The organism is Ruegeria sp. CF2 (genome assembly GCF_056537385.1).
Genome location: NZ_JBQFRL010000001.1, coordinates 2,081,300 through 2,103,079, shown reverse-complemented (window position 1 = coordinate 2,103,079; position 21,780 = coordinate 2,081,300). Strand labels below are relative to the sequence as shown.

12 protein-coding genes, 1 tRNA gene and 1 pseudogene are annotated in these 21,780 nt (G+C 59.9%); 6 read left to right on the top strand and 8 right to left on the bottom strand.

What is annotated here, in order from left to right:
• Positions 1–205: 205 nt before the first annotated feature.
• The 3 genes from ACR0IR_RS10440 to ACR0IR_RS10430 all read right to left on the bottom strand — a co-directional run bounded on the left by ACR0IR_RS10440 (position 206) and on the right by ACR0IR_RS10430 (position 8,192).
• Positions 206–946: a hypothetical protein gene (locus tag ACR0IR_RS10440; protein WP_480779068.1), complete on the bottom strand. Its 741-nt coding sequence runs from the start codon at positions 944–946 to the stop codon at positions 206–208.
• 1,014 nt (positions 947–1,960) lie between these two features.
• Positions 1,961–2,158: a helix-turn-helix transcriptional regulator gene (locus ACR0IR_RS10435; protein ID WP_170362817.1), complete on the bottom strand. Its 198-nt coding sequence runs from the start codon at positions 2,156–2,158 to the stop codon at positions 1,961–1,963.
• Positions 2,159–2,438: 280 nt separating this feature from the next.
• The gene (locus ACR0IR_RS10430) at positions 2,439–8,192 is read right to left on the bottom strand and encodes an alpha/beta fold hydrolase (protein ID WP_170362819.1); all 5,754 of its coding nucleotides are present in this window, start codon (positions 8,190–8,192) and stop codon (positions 2,439–2,441) included.
• A 402-nt stretch (positions 8,193–8,594) separates the two neighbouring features.
• Here ACR0IR_RS10430 and ACR0IR_RS10425 point away from each other — a divergent pair, with 402 nt between their 5' ends.
• Positions 8,595–12,563 carry an AAA and adenylate/guanylate cyclase domain-containing protein gene (locus ACR0IR_RS10425; protein WP_170362820.1) on the top strand — a complete coding sequence of 1,323 codons (3,969 nt, stop codon included), beginning with the start codon at positions 8,595–8,597 and terminating at the stop codon, positions 12,561–12,563.
• Between the two features lie 175 nt (positions 12,564–12,738).
• Here the strand turns inward: ACR0IR_RS10425 and ACR0IR_RS10420 are convergent.
• Positions 12,739–12,891 (bottom strand): annotated as a pseudogene (locus ACR0IR_RS10420) (transposase); the annotation flags it as partial.
• Positions 12,892–13,362: 471 nt separating this feature from the next.
• Here ACR0IR_RS10420 and ACR0IR_RS10415 point away from each other — a divergent pair.
• Entirely contained in the window at positions 13,363–13,635 is a 273-nt protein-coding gene (locus ACR0IR_RS10415; RefSeq protein ID WP_217357057.1) for a hypothetical protein, read from the top strand.
• Positions 13,636–13,715: 80 nt separating this feature from the next.
• Here ACR0IR_RS10415 and ACR0IR_RS10410 read toward each other — a convergent pair whose 3' ends face one another.
• The 3 genes from ACR0IR_RS10410 to ACR0IR_RS10400 all read right to left on the bottom strand — a co-directional run bounded on the left by ACR0IR_RS10410 (position 13,716) and on the right by ACR0IR_RS10400 (position 15,704).
• Entirely contained in the window at positions 13,716–14,138 is a 423-nt protein-coding gene (locus ACR0IR_RS10410; protein ID WP_170362826.1) for a hypothetical protein, read from the bottom strand.
• Between the two features lie 410 nt (positions 14,139–14,548).
• Positions 14,549–14,623 (bottom strand) — tRNA-Gln (locus tag ACR0IR_RS10405).
• A gap of 91 nt (positions 14,624–14,714) precedes the next feature.
• Positions 14,715–15,704 (bottom strand): NADPH:quinone reductase, encoded by a 990-nt coding sequence (locus ACR0IR_RS10400; RefSeq protein WP_170362828.1) that lies wholly within the window; start codon positions 15,702–15,704, stop codon positions 14,715–14,717.
• Between the two features lie 89 nt (positions 15,705–15,793).
• On the opposite strand from ACR0IR_RS10400, the gene ACR0IR_RS10395 reads away from it, so the two are divergent.
• Positions 15,794–16,702 carry a haloalkane dehalogenase gene (locus ACR0IR_RS10395; RefSeq protein ID WP_170363842.1) on the top strand — a complete coding sequence of 303 codons (909 nt, stop codon included), beginning with the start codon at positions 15,794–15,796 and terminating at the stop codon, positions 16,700–16,702.
• 9 nt (positions 16,703–16,711) lie between these two features.
• On the opposite strand, the gene ACR0IR_RS10390 is transcribed toward ACR0IR_RS10395, so the two are convergent.
• Entirely contained in the window at positions 16,712–17,176 is a 465-nt protein-coding gene (locus ACR0IR_RS10390) for an SH3 domain-containing protein (protein ID WP_244952386.1), read from the bottom strand.
• A gap of 191 nt (positions 17,177–17,367) precedes the next feature.
• Here ACR0IR_RS10390 and ACR0IR_RS10385 point away from each other — a divergent pair, with 191 nt between their 5' ends.
• From ACR0IR_RS10385 to ACR0IR_RS10375, 3 genes are all read left to right on the top strand, one after another.
• A complete protein-coding gene (locus ACR0IR_RS10385; protein WP_170337463.1) occupies positions 17,368–18,354 on the top strand; it encodes a 2-hydroxyacid dehydrogenase in 987 nt (328 codons plus the stop codon).
• Between the two features lie 139 nt (positions 18,355–18,493).
• Positions 18,494–20,287: a gamma-glutamyltransferase gene (gene ggt, locus ACR0IR_RS10380; protein ID WP_170362830.1), complete on the top strand. Its 1,794-nt coding sequence runs from the start codon at positions 18,494–18,496 to the stop codon at positions 20,285–20,287.
• Positions 20,288–20,376: 89 nt separating this feature from the next.
• A complete protein-coding gene (locus ACR0IR_RS10375) occupies positions 20,377–21,774 on the top strand; it encodes an FAD-binding oxidoreductase (RefSeq protein ID WP_170362832.1) in 1,398 nt (465 codons plus the stop codon).
• The last annotated feature ends 6 nt before the right edge of the window (positions 21,775–21,780 follow it).

Genomic DNA, 21,780 nt, shown 5'->3' with positions numbered 1-21,780 from the left:
AAAGCTCTGCGAGACCCGCGGACTCTCATTCGAGATTATGTTCGGAAGGCTCAAGTATCAGTGCCGGGCCGCCCTACGATCTTAAAGATTCCAACCAGTCTTTCCGTCAGCCATCGCTCTTGTAGCAACGGTCACTTTTAAGTTGTTAGACCCGGGGGCAACGCGAATACTACTGAAACCCGATTTACAGCGCGAGTTGTCAAAGTCAGCCTGAGGCAATCGGTTGGCCGAAATTAACTACGACGCCGTTTTCTTTTGCTCTGTCTTCGACAGTCTGCTTTTCGCAGTTTCCGCTCGAGAAACTAAGTCCACTAGAAACAAAGTTAGTGTCAACACCGATGACACTTGCAGAAACTACTCCAACACCAAGTTCTGCTTCCAGAAGACGATTTCTTTCGTCTTCTCTATGACGTTCTTCTGAAGAAGGAGTGTCGGTTACGACAGCCCACAGTTGGTGGGCGTATAGCGAAGAGAGAATGCCCTTCATTTGGTGTGATACACAAATCAGAAAGGTTTGATCGACTGAGCCGGTGTACTCGTCGTCGCGTACCCAAATCCGTGCGGCGCCCTCCTTGGAGCTGCCCACAAGAGTTTCAAGCATGTAGTTTTCTTCGTTGCCCAGTTCGAAATGCCAATTGGCGTCCTGAGCCAGAATAGTTAGCTCAGCTTGCAGTCCGTTAACGGGGAAGTTCTTGAGCCAAAACTCAATGTTTACTTCAAAGTAAACGTGATCTCCGTTTTTGTTGGAGAAATTCATCATTTCGATCTGTGTCTTCTCTCGATCTACCGAAGGGAAAACGCCTAGATAGTCGGCTACTTCTGATACGTCAAAAACGAATAAACCCAATGAAAAAGCTGAAAAAACACCGCCCACAATCAACACTGGCTTGCTCGTTCTAAATCTATTAAAGAGCCCTTTTTCTTTTATCTGCGAGTTGTCCGTCACTTATTGGTCTCCATAAGACTCCCACCACTCGTAGGCGCACATGTAACGCCCGATTTGCTTTGATAATCGGTTGATCTGAGCGGTTCACTTCAATCTGTAGTTTGCAGTTTCTGGTCTTGTATATGCATACTCGGGTGAGACCAGTGGAGTTAGAGAAAGCGCGAACCCTCAAATCATGCAATAGTTGTGAGGAAATTTTCTGTTCGCCTGGTCGCGCGAGTCCATCATCGTTGCGTACATGCAACTCGCAAAACTTGAACGTAAAGGTGGCTTGAGAAGCGGCGCATCTAATGCGAGCCGGCAAAAGCAGTAATAAAGCAAGGTAGTTGGCTCACCCATTTCCAGTGGATCATGACTCTACGGTTCGCTCTAGTTTTCGATCTCCTTGAGATAATGCCCACATTAGCGCCCCGCAGTATTGAGCCACTCCTTTGATCACGTATCGTTTTGCAAAGCAGAAACTGGATGGCGTCGGCTTTCTACGCCTTCGCGGTTTTTGAGAAAAGCCTCTGTGATCTGGTGCAGTTTCGGAAACTGTTTTTTCGCAGGCACTAGCGAGGAACACTTTGCTTTGCCGGACTGATAGTCTGTACCACTTCTGTACCACCTACAAAAAAGTTGACACGGCCACGGTTTCTCGAAATTTCTTCACCAAGAAGGCACCCAGGGAAAAGGGAGCGGACTTAAAAATTTATTAAATTCAGTTTGTTAAGACGTTTGCAACCAGTAAATCATGCGGTTTGGGAGCGAGCGGTGGTTTCAAGGTGATTGGATTGAAAATCCTCGTGTCGGTGGTTCGATTCCGCCCCCGGGCACCACTTAAAGCCAATGAAATAAAACGTAAATTCTCCACTATTAGCGCTGCGATTCAGTGCTGATGTCGGTCGAATCTCGGTCTGGGGCAACACTGGGGCAACAAATCCGCGTGATGCATCTCGGCGCAACGCACGGGCAGACCTGTCTCGCCGAGACCTGGATCTGCCGTGCAATACCCGGTGCCACCAGAATCGCCCCTCACCGGTTTGCTATGCACTGTCGGATGTACTCCTCGATCTCGGCCGCGAGGAACCGCGACCCGACAGGGTCCATTCTGATCTTCTTGGGGAAGCCCGGCCGTTCGCGGCGCCAGCGGTCGATCGTGGTCCGGTCGCGCCGGAAGATTCCCGCCACTTCTTCGACGGTGAGCAGTTTGGGTTTCGGGTCGATAGCCATCTGTAATCTCGCTTTGCTGTTATCGTCGATAACAAAGGATGTCGCGAGTTGCTGGCAGGCAATGGTGCGCCCCGGGTTATCCACTAATAGTTCATCCCGAACTTTCTAGTGGTTCTGGGTCTCGGATCGTGGGCTAGGGTCGGACTTGTGCGGCAATTGTCAGATGAATACCTTCCACCAGCTCCCTGCGCCGATCTTTTGTTGTCTCCCAGTCACGGAAGCCTAGCGGAATAATCCAGCCGCGAACGATCCAGTTTTAAGGGAGCGGAGCAGTCACCGCCTACAGGACGATATCGTGTTTGCTGCCCTGGACGAACTCACAGGTCAGGGTCCACAGGCCATTGTCGCGACGCACGGACAGGATGGTCGGCCCGTCACCGGCGGGCGGGCGTGTCGTGTCGACATGGCAGAAGAATTTCGCCCCGCCGCTTTGAAACGTGATGATCTCCTGGTCGAGCGTTTCTTCGTCAATCGCGTTGGCGAACGGGTAGGGGGCAGACAGACCGGCAGTGTGGATGGAGTGGAACCGACCGACCAATGCGCCGTTGGCATCGTAAATGTGGCCGGATGCGATACAGCCCCGGTGTTCGTCGCCCGACAGCAAGACCAGGTGTTCGATACCCTTTTCGACAATGCCGCGTAGCACCAGCGCTTGGGTAGCCGGGTAGCCGTCCCAACCGTCGGAGTGCAGCGCGCTGAGATTGCCGGTTCCGGTGGTGCGGTCGCGTTGCACAGCGCGGCGATGGCGGGGCAGGAACATCGACGGGGTGGCTAGAAACTTGGGTCCTGGCTTGGCCGCGATTTCGTCAAGCAAAACGTCCAGCAGTTGGTGGTCGACAAGCTCGGCCGCGCCGATTTTGTCCACGCTGCGGTGTGTGCGGTTTGTTCGCGTGTTCAGCAGGTAGAAAGGGAAGCCGTCTTTCTCGAAGCGCTTGAGGCCGAACCGTTCCACCGAGGAGCGGTTCGTGTGCTCGCCTGACTGGTACTTATGGAAGGCGGCAAGACCATCATTTCTAAGCTTCTGGTTCTCGGGAGTGTCCGGGTCGGCCGAAGGTTCCCAGTTGTCGATGATCTCGTGATCGTCAAGCAGCATGAATGACGGAACCCGGCGCAGGCAGCTGCGCACGCGGGGTTCGCCCAACCAGTTTTCATATGGGATGCGGTATCGGTCGTCGGTATCGGCCGGGTCGAACAGGCCGGCGGTCGGGTCGACATAGACTTGGTCACCGACGAACAGCATAAACCGGGGGCGCTCCGCATCTGCGCCGCGCAGCATGTCCAACAGTCGCCCATACGAGCGATAGGACACAGGACCATCCAGCAGGCCGGCAGGATACTGGCAGGACGCAAGGCTGAACCGCGTTTGACCTTGTGGCGCGGGGTCAGGGCGGTCGGGGACGATCCCGTCGGACAGGGTGTAGTCCTGCTCTTCGATGTTGTGCAGGGTCGCTTCGCTGACCTCGGCGTCGGCGCCAAAGAATAACCGCCCCTGAGACTCCTGGCGTTCTCGGGTATCTCGGGTCATAACATCGGCCCCGCGTGTCGAGCGCTGGTAAAGATAACCACGGTCCGGTTTTTCGTCGCTGACCAATGTACGGCCGGGAAGGTTCAACAACTGCGATGTAGCCCGGCCCATCTTGATGAAATCTTCGACTTCGATCGCGTCGGGGGGAGCGTCGACGCGGCCGCCATCGGGATCGAACCGTTCAAGCGCGCCGTTACGAAGCCGAACATACTGCCCTTCTTCTGATCCCAGACTCAAGCCGGGCATCTCGTTATAGACTACCAGCAGCAAGGTGGCGTTGCCCACTGGCTGTGCCGGATCTCCTGACAGAACCCCGGGCTCGGGCAGCGCGAAGATATCCCAGCCCAATAGCTTCAGGTTCTGCGACTGGAAGACTGAGATGGCGTTTTCGACATAAGCCGCGTCCCATGGCAGCATTGGGTCGTCCGGTCGCAGGATCGACTCGTTTTTGACCGTGACCCGCAGCATGACGACACCTTCGGGTGCCCGGTGCGACGGCACGGCACCAAGGCGCACGAGGCGCCGAGCCCCGTCCTCGGAAAGAACTGGCCCGATCCACGGTGGAAAGGCGGACTTTCGGGTGCCGACCACACCCTTTTGCTTCGGCGGGTCATCGTTCAGAAACTTGGCAATCGCAGCAAAGGCGGTTTCCCGGGTCTTCCCTATCAGCGAGTCCTGATGCCCGGCCTTGGGGTTGATAAAGGGCGGATGATACTTGACTCCGGCGTCCCCCATGACCCCTGCCATCCGGTCCAGCGTGGCTATGTCCGACAGGCCGTTTTCTTCGCCGTGTAGGCTGAAGGTGTCGAACTTCCAGTAGGTGTCGAGGTTCTTTCGTGACACCAGCCGGTTGCGGCCGTGGTGGTCGGTCATGACCGCGGTTTTCGCGAAGTGTCTTGTCGTGCCAACGGTCCGCAGGTTGAGCGCCCCGAAGTGCTCGTCGATGTGGCGCAGCACCTCGTCGTCCATGTTCCTTACGCTGAAATCCCGGCCATAGAGCGCATCCATGCGGTGACGAGTCCGGGTCCATGGCGTGGTTTTCCATGGAGTGACCGGGTTTTCGATGTCGAATTCTTCCTTCGGATAGGGCAGCGTGGTCAGCACCCTGTCCAGCAGGTCGTCAGCGAGGGTCGGATGCTTCGGGTTGAACGAATAGGTCGACGGAAGGAACTCGATCAGATACCGCATTATGTAGCCGCGTAGTAGGTTTACCGGCGAAAATACCACCAGCGGACCGACCTGCGTGAAGGCCACGCGCTCGATCGCTTCATTCAGCGGGGTTCCATTCACCTTCGTACCGGACAGGACCGCGATACTGAACACGATCGTGCCCATGCAATGCGCGACCACGTCGATCTTGGCCGCCCCGGTTTTCTCGAGAATCGTTTGGACCGCGGTCGGCACATCGACCCGGCCGATCTGGTCGAAACTCCAAGGCAGCGGAGCCGTGGTTTCGCCGAAAAACGGGCTGGTGCGCAGGTCGGCGATCCAAACATCGCGGCCGGTATCGGCGAGGTGGCTGGCCAGGTTAGGGTTCACCGCGTGGTGGGCAAAGGTGGTCCCGCCGGCGCTGTAGCCGTGCAGCATTAGCACCGGGTTTCTGGGGTTGTTGCCTTTGGTTCCGTCATAGCGGGTCAGGTGTATACAGCCGGGGACGGGGACGACCTGATCGCCGGTGGCTAGGTCCGGTCTTTCCTTTGCAATCGGGACCACGAACTCTTCTGCGCTGATCGGGTCGCTTTGCGTGGGTAATTCAGTCGGCGGGCGGAAGATCGGGTCTTTCTTCTGGTCTTCCGGGACGGTGTCCGGGGCGCGGAAGCTCCAGATATGAATGCCAAGCAACAGCCGCACGAAGTAGCCCATGAAGGCGCCAACGTCCGACAGGGCGGTGACACCATCGGCCATGTCGGTGATGCGGAACAGCGGCACGCCGATCCGCGCCAAATAGCCGAGATCCAGTTTCAGGACTGGGGCCGTGGCGCCTGTCACGGCCGGGAATTCATCCAGTGTCACTTCCATTAACTGGCGCCAAGGGTTGCACCGCCGGTCATATGTGAACCGCTTGTGCCCGCGGATCGGGCCGCTTGGCAGCGAGATGCTTGCGCCTTGCAGCGGCTTGCCGATCTGAAGGTCGTAGACCAGCGCGCGGATTTCGCCTGCCCGGCTGGCGATGGCGATGCCTGACTTGATTCGAGACAACAGGTTGCCGCCGCCGCTGCTGCTGTTGTTAATGGTGGCGCCCATGGTCTGGTACACGTCCCGCATGCCACGGTTCCACAGCCAGGCCCAACCTGCGCGCGCGACCCGCGAGACAAAGCCGCTGCGCTGGCGTTCCAGCACTTTCAAGCTGCCGGCCAGCGGCGCATTGTATAGCGCGATGGCATCAAGGGCTTGTTCCCGGATGCTTGCAGCGCTCCATGTACGGTCGAGTTCGTGCCATTGCTCGCGGTCGAACACCCGGATGCGGCTGCGGGCCAGAATGTCGTCCTGCTGCGTATCGATCAGCAAGATGCAGTCGCCCCCCTCGGGCTTCAGCGCGGTCACGTCCTTGGGTTTGAACCGCAAGGTCAGTTCCACGATGCAGGGTTTGCCCGCCTCCCCTGGCAGGTTCAGAACGACCGGGCCGGACAGCCGTTCAACCACCTCGACCTTGGTGGGCGAAGGGGTGCGTGCATTGTCGGTTTGTCGGAATCGCGGCCGTTTCACGGGTGGCCCGGGCGGAATGGGTGCCTCGGAGTCGATCGCGAACCATTGTTTCGCCAGCGCCTTGGCCCCGCGCAAGGCCAATGCGGCGATAGTCAACGCCGGGTTGGTGCCAATCGCCGTTGGGACTATGGAGCCGTCCAGCACCGCCAGCCCCGTATGCACCGTCGTATCGTCCGCGCCAGTGAACAGTTGGCCCATGTGGTTGACCGCGCCCATGTCGGCAGTGTCGGCCATTACAAGGCCGCCGAGCGGGTGCACGGTGGCGACCGGCCCGGTCTGGTTGTTCAGCAGAAAGCCCAGATCCTCCGGCAGCAGCCGCCAAGCCGGGTTCGCCATCAGGTGACCGCCGCTTGCCTCGGTCAAATCCGCTAGGGTGTGCATTCCGACGTCGAAGATCGGCGCCGTGTGGTCTGTTGGCCAGCGCATAACGGCGACGCCGTCCTGATCGGCGCCGGGGTCGGCGATGTTGTAATCGATGGTTCCCTGCGCGCCGTCATCGCCCATGATCGCATAAACCGCAGTGTTCAGAAGCTTGCCGTCCGGCGCGGCATGCAAGTCGTTTTGAGGAAAGCCGCGGTCATGCTGGCGCCAGTCGATCCGCTCTAGCCCGTGCAGCGCGTTGACTGATGCGAAGACCTGCGTGAAGGCGACCCTCAGCGATGCGGGCACCGATATCTCTTCGATCAGGACCCCCTTTTGGTCGCGCAGGTCGATGACACCGGTGATCGTCGGGCCAATCGCCCGGTTCGAAGGTTTGACACCCTCGTTCGAGATGTTATTGATCACCTGCCGCGTATCATAGTCGGTGGCCAGCATGTCGCCATTGGTTGAACAGCGGCGTCCGACCATCCCGGACACCGGCAGGCCGGCAATCTTGCTGCGATGGATGATCTCGTTCGATCCAAGCGTGCCGGCGGCGATGATGACTTTGCGCGCCCTGATCCTTGTGACGCGGCCTTCGCGCTTACGCAGCGTTGCATTGGTGAAGACAGTATGCACCACCCAATTTGGGCCGTCCTTCTGGACATGCAGAACAGTGGCGCCGCTGAATATCTCGGCACCCTTCTGGTGGGCACGCGCCAGAAGTCCGACATCCAGCGAGTCCTTGGCGCCGAAATTGCAGCCAGTGGCGCAATCGCCGCAGCGTACGCACCGGTTCAACCTGACATTCGCGCTGTTGACGCGATCATCCATCGCCACGGTTATCGCTGCAGCCCGGAAGCGGCTGTCCTCGGGCGCAATCCTCCTTAGGGCCACGTGTTTCTGCGGCAGACCATCGGGATGCGCTGCAATGGTGTTGGGCAGCCCGCCGATAGTGGCGCCAAGCTTTTGCGCGGCGTCGTTGTAGAAATCGTTCAGCTTGGAGCCATCCGCCAGTTCAGCAGGCCAGCCCTCGGCGAAGACCGAGGGTTTAGCTCTTTCCATCACTCCTGCATTGATTAGGGAGCCGCCCCCGACACCGTTGGCCAGAACGGTGATTACCTCAGAGCTCGGGCGGATATCGAACAGGCCCTGCCGGTTGCCTTCGCGGCGCACATGCCGCGGCAACTCGGCCAGGCCGGTGGGAAAAGCCCCGGGCAGATACTCACTGCCGCGTTCCAGCACCGCTACTGAGATCGCTTTACCCTGCTGGTTCACCTGGCCGGCAAACACGTCGGCCGCCATTGCTCCGCCATAGCCGCTGCCGATGATCAACACGTCGAAAGGATCCGGGTCCGGCGCATCTGAGATCCGTTTGGCGAGGCGCTCGAAACCTTGCGAAATCCACGCCGTGCGTGACTTAGTGTCCAGATCCAAGTCCATCCACTTGCTCCTTGCGGTCTGCAGACATGCTGCGGCGGGAAACAAGGTCGATCCAAGCGAGGCAATGGCCGTGGTTGGATCGCGTGACTTTCGCCAATAGCATGGCTTTCGGGGCTGGTGGACGCCGAAGAAATCGAAAGGCGGACGAATGCAGTGTGACGGGCGTCCACGCCCGTTGTGCTATATTGACCATACGTCAAGTCGGCGATTCGATTAAGGGCGCAGCCACAACGCCGTTTTTGAGCGGCGTACGCTTTGTGGGGAGACGCAGGAAACCTGGACTAGAAGGCGTAGCCGCAGCCGCGTTTCCGTTCACAGCGTAGAATAGTGGAAAAAGGGCAGGCCAAGCGCCCCGGCTAAAGTCCGATGCGACCGAGAACGTAGGAACGGTGGAGGACAACCATGCAGGCCCCCCGGCCTCGAGTTCGAACCTACCTGCCCATGCGCCTGATGGGGGTTTTGCATGGGGATGATGGCACACGCCCTGCCGCGGCCGAGCTGGCCGGGGCGGTTCTTGTTGTCGACGTGTCGCGGTTCACCGCGCTTGTCGAAACGATGTCGCGCAGAGGGCAGGCCGGTCTGGAAGAGATTCCACGCCAGCTGGGCCTTGCCTATGATTTCTGTGTCGACCAAATTGTTGCAACCGGGGGCGAGGTGGTAAGGTTCTCGGGCGACTCCATCCTTGCCTTCTGGCCGGACGTGGCCGACACACCCGTGCAGGCCGCGCTGGATTGCGCGCGAGCCATCTGCGAGGAACCGGTTGGCAGAAGTACTATCGGCTCGAACGGGAATGGGCGACCGGCATTCCACGCAGGTATCGGCGCGGGACGGTTTTGCATTGGCGCCATCGGGGGCAATCCGACCTGGAACATCGTCGCAGGCGGACCGGCCTTTCAACAGGCGATGCGGGCCCTTTCGCGCGCCGATGCCGGCCAGTACATACTGTCTGCGAGCGCCCAGTCGCAGTTGGCACTTGCCACGGGCGGGCGCATGCGACGGGGCAGATCGGATGCCGCCGTCCCGCTGCGGGCCGACTCGGACTGGCTGGATGGTTTCCTGTCCGCCCAAATGCGGCAGGTCATGGGCGGGCTGCGAAACGGCAGCGACGGCACGGCGAGGAAGCGGCAGGCGGGGTTGTCCGACATCCGCCCGACCTCGGTTCTGTTCGCGCGGGTCGAAGGTCTGTCTCTGGGTCCCGGCGACTCCCTGTGGCAGGTGCAGCGCGTCAGCACAGAGATACAGCGCATATTGCGCAGCCATGATGGCCCTTCGGGTGATTTTTTCTTCGACGATTCAGGCCTTGTCTGCCTCGCCGCCTTCGGGGCGTCAGGTGTGTTCCACCACGACGACGCGTCGCGAGCCATCCGCGCGGGGCAGGTGATCTGCGCCGAGGCCGAGAAGCTCGAGCTGCTGGCAAGGGTAGGAGTGGCCACGGGCGATGCGCTCAGCCATCTTGTAGGGAACGGCCCGCATTGCGAATTGATGCTGCTTGGCCAGCCAGTCAACCGAGCGGCGCGCCTGATGACTCAGGCCAAACAAGGGGTGATCTGTGACCCGTCGACTGAACATGCCGCGCGGGGCCTTCTGGCCTTCGAGCAACAGGGCGTTCTGCAACTGCCCGGCCTTGGGGATGCGGTGCCGGTGTTCCGCCCGATTGGAGCCGAACAGGTGGCTTCGCAAGGCGCCACGATGATCGGCCGCGACGCCGAGCTGCGGAAATTGCGCAAGGCGTTTGCCGAAACACGGGCGCATTCCAAGCGACTGGTTGCTGTTCTGGGCGAATCCGGGATCGGCAAGACGACCTTGGCCATGTCCTTCATCGACGAGTTGCACGGCAAGGGTGTTCCGGCAACCTACGTGAGCGCGCAGCGCGACGACCATCGGACTGCGATGCTGGCCTGGCGGCGGGTACTCGAAGCATTGGTTGGCGTCCGGGCCAATGGCGACGGTATCCGCGTGTATCAGGCGATCCTCAACAGGATTCCGGCCGGGTCCGAGTTGGAAGGCAGCCTGCCCCTGTTGGGTGACGTGCTGGCCATCGATATCGATCAAACGGAACGCACCGTTCACCTGGAGGGAGCACACCGGGCTGACGCCACCATGCGCGCCATTTCGGAGGTGATTGGCCTGCTGGCGCCACGCCCTTTCGTGCTGGTTCTCGAAGACAGCCAATGGCTGGACTCGGCATCGTGGCGGTTGGTGGAATGGGTGTTCGGCTCGCTGGATGCGGTGCTGGTGGTTCTGTGTGTCCGGTCCGACGAGATTCCAGATCAGCTGCGGGTGTTGCGGCAACGCGCTGAAACCCGAATGCACGAGGGCGATACCCCCGAACGGGACTTGGCCCGGCATTTCCGCGCGATCGACCTAACCGAACTGAATGAGAAATCGGTGATCAAGTTGATCGGCCGCACGCTGGACCACAAGCCGGTGGACGAGAGCGTGACCCGGCGCATCGCGCAGCTTGCCGGTGGCAACCCGTTCTTCTTAGAAGAAATTTCGCAATCACTTCGAAACGAGGGGTTGATCGCCCTGCGCGACGGCTGTTGGCAATCGATCCGCCCATTGGACAGCCTCGTGTTCTTCGAGGGCATCGAGAAGGTGATCCGCGAACGGGTTGACCGGCTGGACCTCACCGCCCAATCGGTTCTTCGTGCAGCCTCGGTGATCGGGCGGTCCTTTGATACGCGCCCGCTGGCGTCGCTGCATGGCGGCCCGGTGGATGCGGCGGTGGCGGGGTTGGTGGATGCACAACTGCTGCATGCCAGCGACGACCCCTACCGCTTTGCGTTTCGCCACGATCAGATACGTGACGTGGTATACAACTCAATCCAGAGCGATCAGAAGCGCGCCCTGCACGGTGCGCTTGCCCTATGGTATGAAACCCAGGCCACGCAACCGGGAGCCCCCGGGGGCGACACCGCCGTTCTAGTGCGGCACTTCGAAGCAGCCGGCGAGCTCGACAAGGCGGTCTCCTATGCAGACCTCGCCGCCACCGAAGCGTTGCGCACGGGGGCCTACCGCGAGGTCGAGGCCTTCATCCGTATATGCCTTGACAACGAATATGCCAGCCGCGCCGGAGACGTTGTAGGCAAGAGGCGATCAGTACGCTGGCGCCGGCAACTCGCCGAAGCGCATTACGGGCGAGGCGACGTGCAGGCACAGGGCATCGCGATCCGAGAGGCTCTGAGCGTGGCGGGCCAACGGGTGCCAGAATATTCAACATCCATAAACGCGCGTCTGGTTACACGGGCGCTGCGGCTGCTGCTAATGCACGCCCTGAAGCCTGAAGATGACATGCCCGCGCCGAGGCCGAGCGCCGATTGGGACGCTGAGATTTCGCGATGCCTGAACCAGGCGGCAACGGTCGACTACTTCGAATTGCGGTTCACCCGGGGTATGTGCAACTTGCTGGGCGCGGTTCTTCGGTCGGAACGCACCGGTGTCTCCGCCGATTCGGTCCTGTCGAATTGTCAGCTTGCGGCGGGCCTCGGTATGATGGGTTGGCGGTCGATGAACGCACGGCTGATGAACCGGGCCGAGCGGTTTGCAATCGCGCTGCAAGATCCTTCGATCTACTCGCATGTCTGCAATCTTGACGCGCTTTGGCAGCTCGGCCAGTGCGAGTGGCCCGGGGTGGACCGGCGGCTGGACCAAGCGCAGGATCTGGCGCGGCAGGCCGGTGACCAGCTGCGCTGGTGCAATGCGCAGGGTATGCGGTTCTGGTCACAATACTATCGCGGCATGCTGGGCCAGTTGGAAGACACCTCGCGGTTGCTGCTGCTGCGGGCCCAGAATGCCGGCAACCTGCAGCAGGAGATCTGGGCCCTGCGATGCAAGGCATTGTGCTTTCTACATACGGACCGGCCACGTGAGGCGGTGGACATCCTAAACCTGACCACCTCTTCGATGACGGGGTCGGTGGATCTGGCCGCGCAGATATCGGCGACCGGGGCATTGTCGCTGGCGCTTTCGCGGATCGGGCGACAGCAAGAGAGCCTCGACCAAATGATGCAGACTATGGAGCTGTTGGACCGGATGAGTCGGCCCTCGTCGCACAGCGTGATCGTCGGTATTTCCAGCGTGCTCGAAGTGCTGTTGCGCGGCCGCGAGGCCGGTCTCTCAGAGCGTTACGAGGATTGGCGCGACTGGGAGGACAGTGCCCTCAGGAAGCTGCGCGAATACAGCAGGGCTTTCGTCGTGGGGAGGGCGCAACTGGGCCTGTGGGTTGGTCTGCGGGACTGGCTGGACGGTCGGCACGACAAAGCCATGGGGCTTTGGCACGAGGCGGAACAGACGGCCACGGCGCATGGCCTGAACAAGGACCAGACACTTATCGCCGCCGAGATTCGCCATCGCGAGGTGTTCCGGTAGGGCGACGAAAGCCGCGTCCGCGACGGCGCGCGGGTTTGTATGCGCCCGACCCTCCAGCACGAACACCAAGCTGAAATACGCCAAACTAGTTCTGCTGGCGGCCACAGAGGCGCGACTCTACGGTCTTCCTCGCGTACGGGCACTTTCTGTGGCTATCCTGCGCGGAAAGCACGTTTCGCCGGCACCGGTTGGTTCTGACCTGCCACGGGCCGTAGTCTTTTGGCGCGTCATGCCAGCGCAAGCCATTGCGATTGATGAAAATAACCACACTCAAAACGCGACGGTCATCAACGTGTTGCTTGCCTTAGGACTCCAGAAAGAAGGACATAAGACGCACCTTGTGCGCATCCGTCACTTAGAAAAGATCAGATATGTTCACCAGTCGTTTGTGAGTCCTGAAGCATGCGGTCAAACGGAAATCGATTGGGTCCTGACCCTTAGAAAGAAACACCTAAATCTACTAGAGCAGTGTGCAACTGGTTGTAATAGACGAGCCTTTGACGCGGCTTTCTTGAGGATACGTGATGTCAATGCCATGAGGTGCTCAAACGCAGCTATTTTCAGAGTGTTTTTGGGGAAACTGAGTGGTCGCTTAGCAATGACGTCTTGCAATCATCGCGTGGCGCGTTTCTGGCTTTCTGAATTTTTCGTATACTTTGATCATTTTTGAAAAAGGGTCCACCAACTGCTTGTCACCGACGATAATGCTGTCGGTTTCCGAGTGGTCGTTTAGAATTGCTCTAACATCCAAAGCTGATGACTTCTCGAGAGCGCACCTTTTGATCACTATGAAACCGTATTGTCGGCGTTTACCGATTTCGAGTTAAAAGCCGTCTTGTCGACTGCCGCTTACAGATCTTTTTTGGTGAGCTGTCTAGTGGATGTTCAGCACGTCGCCGTGTTTGCGCACGGCGACGGCATCGCGTTGTCCGTCTTTGACTTGTGTGCCGCGAAGCATGCTCGAAAAGGTCTCGCGCATGGCGTAGAAGTCTGCGTCGAAATCTCCGAGGCCGAAGTGGTCGAAAATACGTCGAAGATGCTTGCCGAAAGTATTGGCCGCGTCTCCGTTTGAAGATCATTTCACTGCTTTCGCGAACTGTAGAACGCCGTGATCTTCGCGCAGAGCGTGGAACAATCCGACGACACTCAGGTTCAAAAGAAGCTGTGGAATCGGGATGACACCTCTGCTGTCTTCAGTTTTTCCATGTTCGGCACGGTTGACCAGCCCCGCGAATGCAGGATGGGTCCCCGCACGAATTTGCCAAAGTCTTTGATCTCGTGATCGTTGAGCAGCGGGCCGCATGCGGTGAGGATTTCGTCTCCTTCGGTCACATCGCTGGCGATAACGTTGATGCGACGTTTGAGTGTAGTGACTTGGCAACCAAGATCCGAAGAAAGCGAACTGGGCAGGGAAAGACCGATCATGCTGCTGGTCTTTTCCAGCAATTTCCAAACTTCCATCCAGTTCTCGCACCGGGCAGCGCGGCGAAGCCTGTGGTTCTCTGCTCCAATCTCTTCAATGCGCTTATCAGCGTCGTACTCGATTAAGCTACCCATACAGCTTTGTTCTGCCAAGATCCGTGCCAATTCCGCCCGGAGGACTTAGGCCCGCAGGGCGCAAGTCTTGCGCGTTAAAGGCTCTCACGATTTGTTTCGCCATCTGCTCGTAGGCCTTGAGTAGCGTGGCGTCTCGTTTCACGGTGTCGGGCGGGTGGTCGGTGCGCAGAGAACGGCAGAGAAGTGAGCTTGATTGTGAATTTGATAGCGCCCCGGGAAGGCGTTTGCGGAAATAGAAATCCCGGTCGCTTCGAATGAGGTAAGGGCCGGCGCAGTGTTTGGGTTTTTCTAAGGTGTGAGTCTGGGCGTTTGCGCGGAAAGTGCGCAACGGATTGTGTTTCACTGTGCGTCACAGTTTCGTTCGAATTAGGCACACTGCTTAAGGCAAGCTTGCTAGAGCTCCTATTTCCTCGACTTTTCATGGAAACTGGCTGGGGTGGTAGGATTCGAACCTACGATACACGGTACCAAAAACCGCTGCCTTACCACTTGGCTACACCCCAACGGTGAGCGGCTATCTACGATTGTTGGTGACGGTGTTCAAGTCCTTTCCCGCAAAAAATCGAGACCCGCGAAAACTTTTTTGCGGGCGATCTATTTGGTCTCCAACAGCACCGCTCCGGTTCGGTTTCCGGCCTCGACCGCGCGGTGTGCGGCAGCGCAGTCTTCCATCGAATAGACCTTTTGGATCGGGCAGTTCAACACGCCGTCGGTCAGCGCTTTGTGGAGGTTCGCGACCGCTTCGTTGCGCAGATCAGCCGGCAGCAGATACACCAGAACCATTTCCAACGTCACCGATTTGAACATGAGCGGATAAAACGGAAGCGTCGGCGTCATATTCTGCGCCGAGCCATACGCATTGATTCTGCCGCTTTCGGCGATAACTGCAACGTTGGTTTCGACGTTTTGGCCAAACTCCACATCGACGATGCGATCGACCGGACGCCCTTGATTGGCGTCCAGGATCTGTGTGGGCAAATCGGTCGCCGTGTAATCCAGTACCGCATCGGCTCCGGCCTTTGTCACACGTTCGAAGTTGCGTGGACTGGCTGTGGCCAGCACCTTTGCTCCGCCCCATTTGGCCAATTGGACGGCGAGGAACCCGACCGTCCCTGCACCGCCGTGAATCAGCAGGGTTTTACCCGATACCGGGCCTCCGGAAAACACGGTGTGGCTTGCAGTCAGGCCGGGAATGCCAAGGACGGCACCGGTTTGCAACGCGACCGTGTCGGGCATGTGAACAGCCTGTTCCGAGGGCAGGGTGATTTGGGTTGCGGCCGTCCCGAACGCACGACCCCACTGGCCGTTCCAGATCCAGACCCTTTGACCCACCCGCGAGTCCTGAACCCCTGGCCCGACAGCCGAGATGACACCTGATCCGTCGCTGTGCGGCACAATCACCGGGAAAGGTGGTTTGGTGATCCCGAGCCGTGCCCCCGCACGTGCCTTCACGTCCGAAGGGTTCACTCCGGAATAAGCCAGCGCAACTGTCACTTCGCCCGGCCCTGGGGGTGTGTCAGGTAGTTCTTGAATGGACAGAACATCGGCGGCGGGTCCAAATGTTTGGTAGGTGACGGCTTTCATGGCGGCTCCGGTTTGTCGCGTCGTGACGTTCACCCTATCGTCGCCGTCCAAGAATGCTAGCCTGTCAAAAAACCATGGGAGATCAGACGATGAAGGCGTTGCGCACACCGGACGAACGGTTCCAAAATCTGCCCGACTATGATTTCGCACCCAACTACCTTGAGGTGGATGATACTGAAGGCGGCGCGTTGCGGGTCCACTATCTGGATGAGGGGCCGCCCGCGGCAGCTCCAGTACTGATGATGCACGGCGAGCCCAGCTGGTCCTATCTGTATCGCCACATGATCCCGCCAGTCGCCGCCGCGGGTCACCGGGTCATCGCTCCGGACCTTGTGGGTTTCGGCAGATCCGACAAACCCGTCGACCGCGACGACTATACCTATGCGCGGCATGTCTTCTGGATGGGTGAGGTTCTGCGTCAACTCGATCTGCAGGACATCACCCTGGTCTGTCAGGATTGGGGCGGATTGATCGGGTTGCGCCTATGGGCCGAGATGCCGGACAGGTTCGCCCGGGTCGTTGTCGCCAACACGGCCTTGCCAACCGGGGACCAGCCCTTGGGCGAGGCGTTTGCCGCCTGGCGACAGTTCAGCCAGGAGGTGCCGGATTTCCGCGCCGGGCGCATCGTCTACGGCGGGACGGTTTCAAAGCTGACCGAGGCCGAGGTCGCCGCCTATGATGCGCCGTTCCCTGACGATCGTTACAAGGCCGGGGCGCGACAGTTTCCGATGCTGGTGCCTGACCGCCCTGACGATCCCCAGTCTGAACCGAACCGACAGGCTTGGAACGTTATCCGCGGTCTGCAAACCCCTGTCCTGACGGCTTTTGGTGCTGAGGACAGGATCATGGCCGGGGTGGATTGGGTTTTTCAGAGACTTTGTCCTGGTGCGGCGGGACAGAACCATGTTGTGCTGCCGAAAGCCGGTCACTTCCTTCAGGAGGACGTGCCCCAGGAACTTGCGGAAACGGTTCTGGCCTTCATCCGCGAGACGGCCTGAGCAGGGGTCTCATTCCCGGATTTCGTCAGGCTCCACGCCCCAAAGATTGCTTTTGAGGGTCCAGCCCCGATAGCCACCGGCCGAAATGCGGCACCAATCCACCGTGCAGGTGCCCAAGCGAGCAACGACGCCCGTCTCGAAATGTGCGTTGACAGGGGATTTGGGATCGGGGCTGGCATAGACCGGCAGCATGTCCGATTCAATCAGAACCGTGCGGACACCTGACAACAGAGCGTAGTGGACCCATCCGCCGGCCCCGTCGCGATCCTGGACCTTGCGCCAGTTGCCGTATTCGGCCGTCACCTGAAGTGGCATGCCGCGACGCTTGAACACCCAGTCAACACGATGGGTCAGCGAAGGGCCGCGGCGTACGTTCGCCTCGGCCGCCTTCATCGACACGTAGCGCGGCAAAGGCAGATTCGTCACCTGCCCACGTTTTTCCTGCGCGTGCGCGATTGCGCCTGTCAGGAACAGAAGCGTGGTAAGAAATGCCAGAACTGGGCGTTTCGCCCTCAAGAAAGCACTCACTGCCTGCCCGCTGATTTGCCTGTCTGCCGTGTTTCAAAAAAGGTTGGGGCGATGCCCATGGGGTTCTTGTGCCCCGGCTGATCCTGCGCCACGATGCCATGACGCGCATCGGAATGCAAAGCGGTAGGAGGGCTGAAGTGCCAAGAGAACGTCTGAGTGTTGTTGTAACGCGACGGTTGCCCGAAGTGGTCGAGACACGTCTGAGCGAGTTGTTCGACGTCCGTTTGCGGGACACCGACACACCGATGACGCGCGACGAGTTGGTCGAGGCGGTCAAACAGGCCGATGTGCTGGTTCCAACGATCACGGACACGATCGACGCGGGTGTTTTGGGTCAGGCCGGAGAGCGGCTGAGGCTGATTGCGAATTATGGTGCCGGTGTGGACCATATCGATGTCGCGACGGCGCGTCAGCGCGGCATCCTGGTCTCGAACACGCCGGGTGTTCTGACCGACGATACCGCCGACATGACGATGGCGCTGATCCTTGCCGTAACCCGCCGGATTCCCGAGGGTCTGTCGGTTATGCAAAAGGGGGACTGGACCGGCTGGGCGCCGACGGCGTTCCTTGGCGGGCGGATAGGAGGCCGGCGTCTGGGCATTCTGGGTATGGGGCGGATCGGACAAGCCGTCGCGCGCCGCGCCCGGGCCTTTGGAATGCAGGTCCACTACCACAACCGTCGCCGGTTGCGTCCCGAAATAGAACAGGATCTTGAGGCGACCTATTGGGAAAGCCTCGATCAGATGGTGGCGCGTATGGACGTGATCTCGATCAACTGCCCATCAACGCCGTCGTCATTTCATCTGATGAACGCGCGACGTCTTAAGCTGATGAAGCCGACGGCGGTCATCGTGAACACGTCGCGGGGCGAGGTGTTGGACGAAAACGCGTTGACGCGGATGATCCGGGCGGGCGAGATCGCAGGGGCCGGGCTGGACGTCTACGAGCACGGCACCGACGTGAATCCTCGACTTCGGCAGCTGCCGAATGTCGTGCTGCTGCCGCATATGGGGTCGGCGACGCTCGAGGGGCGCATCGAGATGGGCGAAAAGGTCATCATCAATATCAAAACGTTTGAAGACGGGCACCGGCCGCCTGATCAGGTCGTTCCCGCGATGTTGTAAAAACACGCCAAGGCATACGATTTCCTGCTGTTTGGAAGGCTGAGCTTTGCCGTATTTGGCGGTCGTCCCCGCACATGGTTGCGGGGCAGCGCGGTGCCGTGCACTGTCAGATTCAGTATTTGGATAAGGAGGTTTTTTTATGTGCTCCAATTGGTTCCCTACAGTTGTGGCCTGCGCGCTGACCCTGGCGAGCCCAGTGTTTGCCCAGCAAACCGCCGATGAGGTCGCGCCCGAGGGTGCATCCGACGGCCAGGTTCAGGCCTTGACCGACGAGGTGATCGCCGCGCTGAAGGCCAAGGCCGACGGTGTGCCCGTCAAAGCTAAAACCTGGATGGTTGCGGCGGCCAACCCGCTTGCCGTCGAGGCGGGTGCCAAGATTCTGGCTGCCGGTGGAACGGCAGCGGATGCAATGGTCGCCGTTCAGGTTGTCTTGGGCCTGGTCGAACCGCAGTCCTCGGGTTTGGGCGGGGGTGCCTTTCTGGTCTGGTACGACGCGGCCAGCCGACGCCTGACCACCTTGGATGGGCGAGAAACCGCGCCGAGAGAGGCAAGCCCGACCCTGTTTCAAGACGAAAACGGCGAGCCGCTCAAATTCTTCGACGCGGTTGTTGGCGGGCTTTCGGTCGGGACACCCGGCACGCCTGCATTGTTGGAGGAAGCCCATCGGCGCTGGGGGCGCAGCCCCTGGCCCGGTCTGTTCGAGGATGGTATCCGCCTGGCTGACGAGGGGTTTGTCGTTTCGCCGCGGCTGGCGGGCTTGATTCAGGCCGACGCTGAACGTCTGGCACGCTTCCCTGACACGGCCAACTACTTCCTGCCGGACGGCGAGCCGCTGGCCCAGGGTCAGCGCCTCACCAACCCAGACTATGCCGAAACCCTGCGCGTTCTGGCGTCCGAAGGGGCTGCGGGCTTTTATGGAGGAGAGATCGCGGCGGACATCGTGCGGACTGTCCGAAACGCTCCGGGCAACCCGGGGGTTCTGTCCGGAGTTGATCTGGCGTTGTATCAGGTGATCGAGCGCGAGCCGATCTGTGCCACCTATCGCAGCTATGAAGTCTGCGGGATGGGTCCGCCGTCCTCGGGTGCGCTGACGGTTGGGCAGATCCTTGGCATTCTCGACAATTACGATTTGGCGGCGATGGGTCCCGAAAGCGCCGAAGCGTGGCGGCTGATCGGCGATGCCTCGCGCCTGGCCTTCGCGGATCGCGGTCGCTACATGGCCGACAGTGATTTCATTCCGATGCCGACGCAGGGCCTGATCGATCCGGGCTATCTGGCCGAGCGTGCCGCGTTGCTGAATGACGCTGGGGCGTTGACCGAGGTTGCGCCGGGAAATCCTGAGTTTGACCACGCGCTGAACTGGGCAGACGATGCGTCGATCGAGCTGCCGTCGACGTCCCATATTTCGATCGTGGACGCCTATGGAAACGTGCTTTCGATGACCACGACAATCGAGAACGGTTTTGGTTCGCGTCTGATGACCAACGGCTTTCTGCTGAACAACGAACTGACCGACTTTTCCTTCCGGACCCACAGGGACGGGGTTCCGATTGCCAACCGGATCGAACCGGGCAAACGCCCCCGTTCCTCAATGAGTCCGACGATTGTCATGCAGGACGGGTCTCCGGTTCTGGCGATCGGGTCTCCGGGTGGCAGCCGGATCATCGGTTATGTTGCAAAATCAATCATTGCCTGGGCGGACTGGGGTATGGACGTCCAGCAGGCGGTCGCCCTTCCTCATCTGGTGAACCGTTTCGGGACCTATGATGTCGAAGTCGGCACAAGCGCCGAAGGCTTTGCGGACATGTTGGGCGAGCTGGGCTTTGAAGTGAACGCGCGGGATCTGACCTCGGGCCTTCATGCCATCGAAATCCGCGACGGTCTGCACGGCGGAGCTGATCCCCGTCGAGAAGGGATCGCACTGGGCGAGTGATCACGTCGGAGCGTATGGGTATTGCTCCTGTGGCGTGGGCCTTCTAGTCATTGTCTGGGCCTGCGCCACTGCGCCAAGGGAGGGTTGCCATGGTTGAAGCGACAGCATTGTTCCGCAATGCGGCGGGGATCGACACCGCCATCAGCATTCTGAAACAGCGGTTCGGGGACCGGTTGCAGACCGGCGCCTCGGTCCGCGAGCAGCACGGACACACCACGACCTGGATCGAAAACCAAAGCCCGGATGCGGTGGTCTTTCCCACCTCGACCGAAGAGGTCTCGGACATCGTCAAGACCTGTGCGGCGCACAAGGTTCCCGTGATCCCTTTCGGCACAGGGACGTCGCTGGAAGGTCACGTAAACGCGCCGGCCGGCGGCGTTTGCATCGATCTTGGCGAGATGAACCGGGTCTTGGCCGTGAACGAAGGTGATCTGGATTGCGTCGTGCAGCCCGGGGTCACCCGCGAGGATTTGAATACCCATCTGCGCGACAAGGGGCTGTTCTTTCCGATTGATCCCGGAGCCAATGCCTCATTGGGCGGGATGGCGGCGACCCGAGCGTCGGGTACCAATGCGGTTCGCTATGGAACGATGAAGGACAATGTCCTGAGCCTCGAGGCGGTTATGCCCGATGGCAAAATTATCCGTACCGGTCACCGGGCCAAAAAATCTTCGGCCGGCTACGATCTCACCCGCTTGCTTGTCGGTGCCGAGGGCACGCTGGGCATCATTACCGAACTGACTCTGAAACTGCACGGCATCCCCGAGGCGATTACTTCGGCCCGGTGTTCTTTCCCGACGGTGGATGCGGCCTGTCAGGCCGTGATGACGACCATTCAATTCGGTGTTCCGGTTGCCCGGATCGAACTGCTGGACGCGATGTCGGTCAAGGCGGCCAACGCGTATTCCGGGCTGAAGCTGCCGGAAACGCCGTTGCTTCTGCTCGAGTTTCATGGCTCGGAGGCCGGCGCAGCGGAGCAGGCCGAAACCTTTGGCGAAATCGCCGAGGATTTTGGCGGCACCGGCTTTGTCGCTACGGCCAGCACGGAAGAAAGGTCCAAGCTCTGGCAGGCGCGGCACGACATGTATTGGGCGTCCCTCCAGCTTCGGCCCGGAGCGCGTGGAATCTCGACGGATGTCTGCGTCCCGATCTCGCGCTTGGCCGAATGCGTCACCATGGCTCAGGACAAGGCAGCCGAGTTGGACCTGCTGGCCCCGGTCGTCGGTCATGTCGGGGACGGAAACTTCCACACGCTGGTGCTGATAGACATGGACGATGCCGACGAAGTGGCGCGGGCCAGTCAGTTTGTCGGATGGCTCAATGATCTGGCGATCTCGATGGACGGGACCTGCACGGGTGAGCATGGAATCGGGCAGGGCAAGAAACCGTATCTGGTCCGGGAACTTGGGGATGCGACCCGGTACATGGCGGCGATCAAGGCCGCACTGGATCCTGACAACATCATGAATCCCGGCAAGATCGTCTGACCAGGC

Bases quoted from the DNA above. Each gene is read 5' to 3' on its own strand.
- ACR0IR_RS10395 (WP_170363842.1), top strand. From the start codon at position 15,794: ATGAAGGCGTTGCGCACACCGGACGAACGGTTCCAAAATCTGCCCGAC.
- ACR0IR_RS10400 (WP_170362828.1), bottom strand. From the start codon at position 15,704: ATGAAAGCCGTCACCTACCAAACATTTGGACCCGCCGCCGATGTTCTG.
- ACR0IR_RS10435 (WP_170362817.1), bottom strand. From the start codon at position 2,158: ATGGCTATCGACCCGAAACCCAAACTGCTCACCGTCGAAGAAGTGGCG.
- ggt (WP_170362830.1), top strand. From the start codon at position 18,494: ATGTGCTCCAATTGGTTCCCTACAGTTGTGGCCTGCGCGCTGACCCTG.
- ACR0IR_RS10425 (WP_170362820.1), top strand. From the start codon at position 8,595: ATGCAGGCCCCCCGGCCTCGAGTTCGAACCTACCTGCCCATGCGCCTG.
- ACR0IR_RS10375 (WP_170362832.1), top strand. From the start codon at position 20,377: ATGGTTGAAGCGACAGCATTGTTCCGCAATGCGGCGGGGATCGACACC.
- ACR0IR_RS10430 (WP_170362819.1), bottom strand. From the start codon at position 8,192: ATGGACTTGGATCTGGACACTAAGTCACGCACGGCGTGGATTTCGCAA.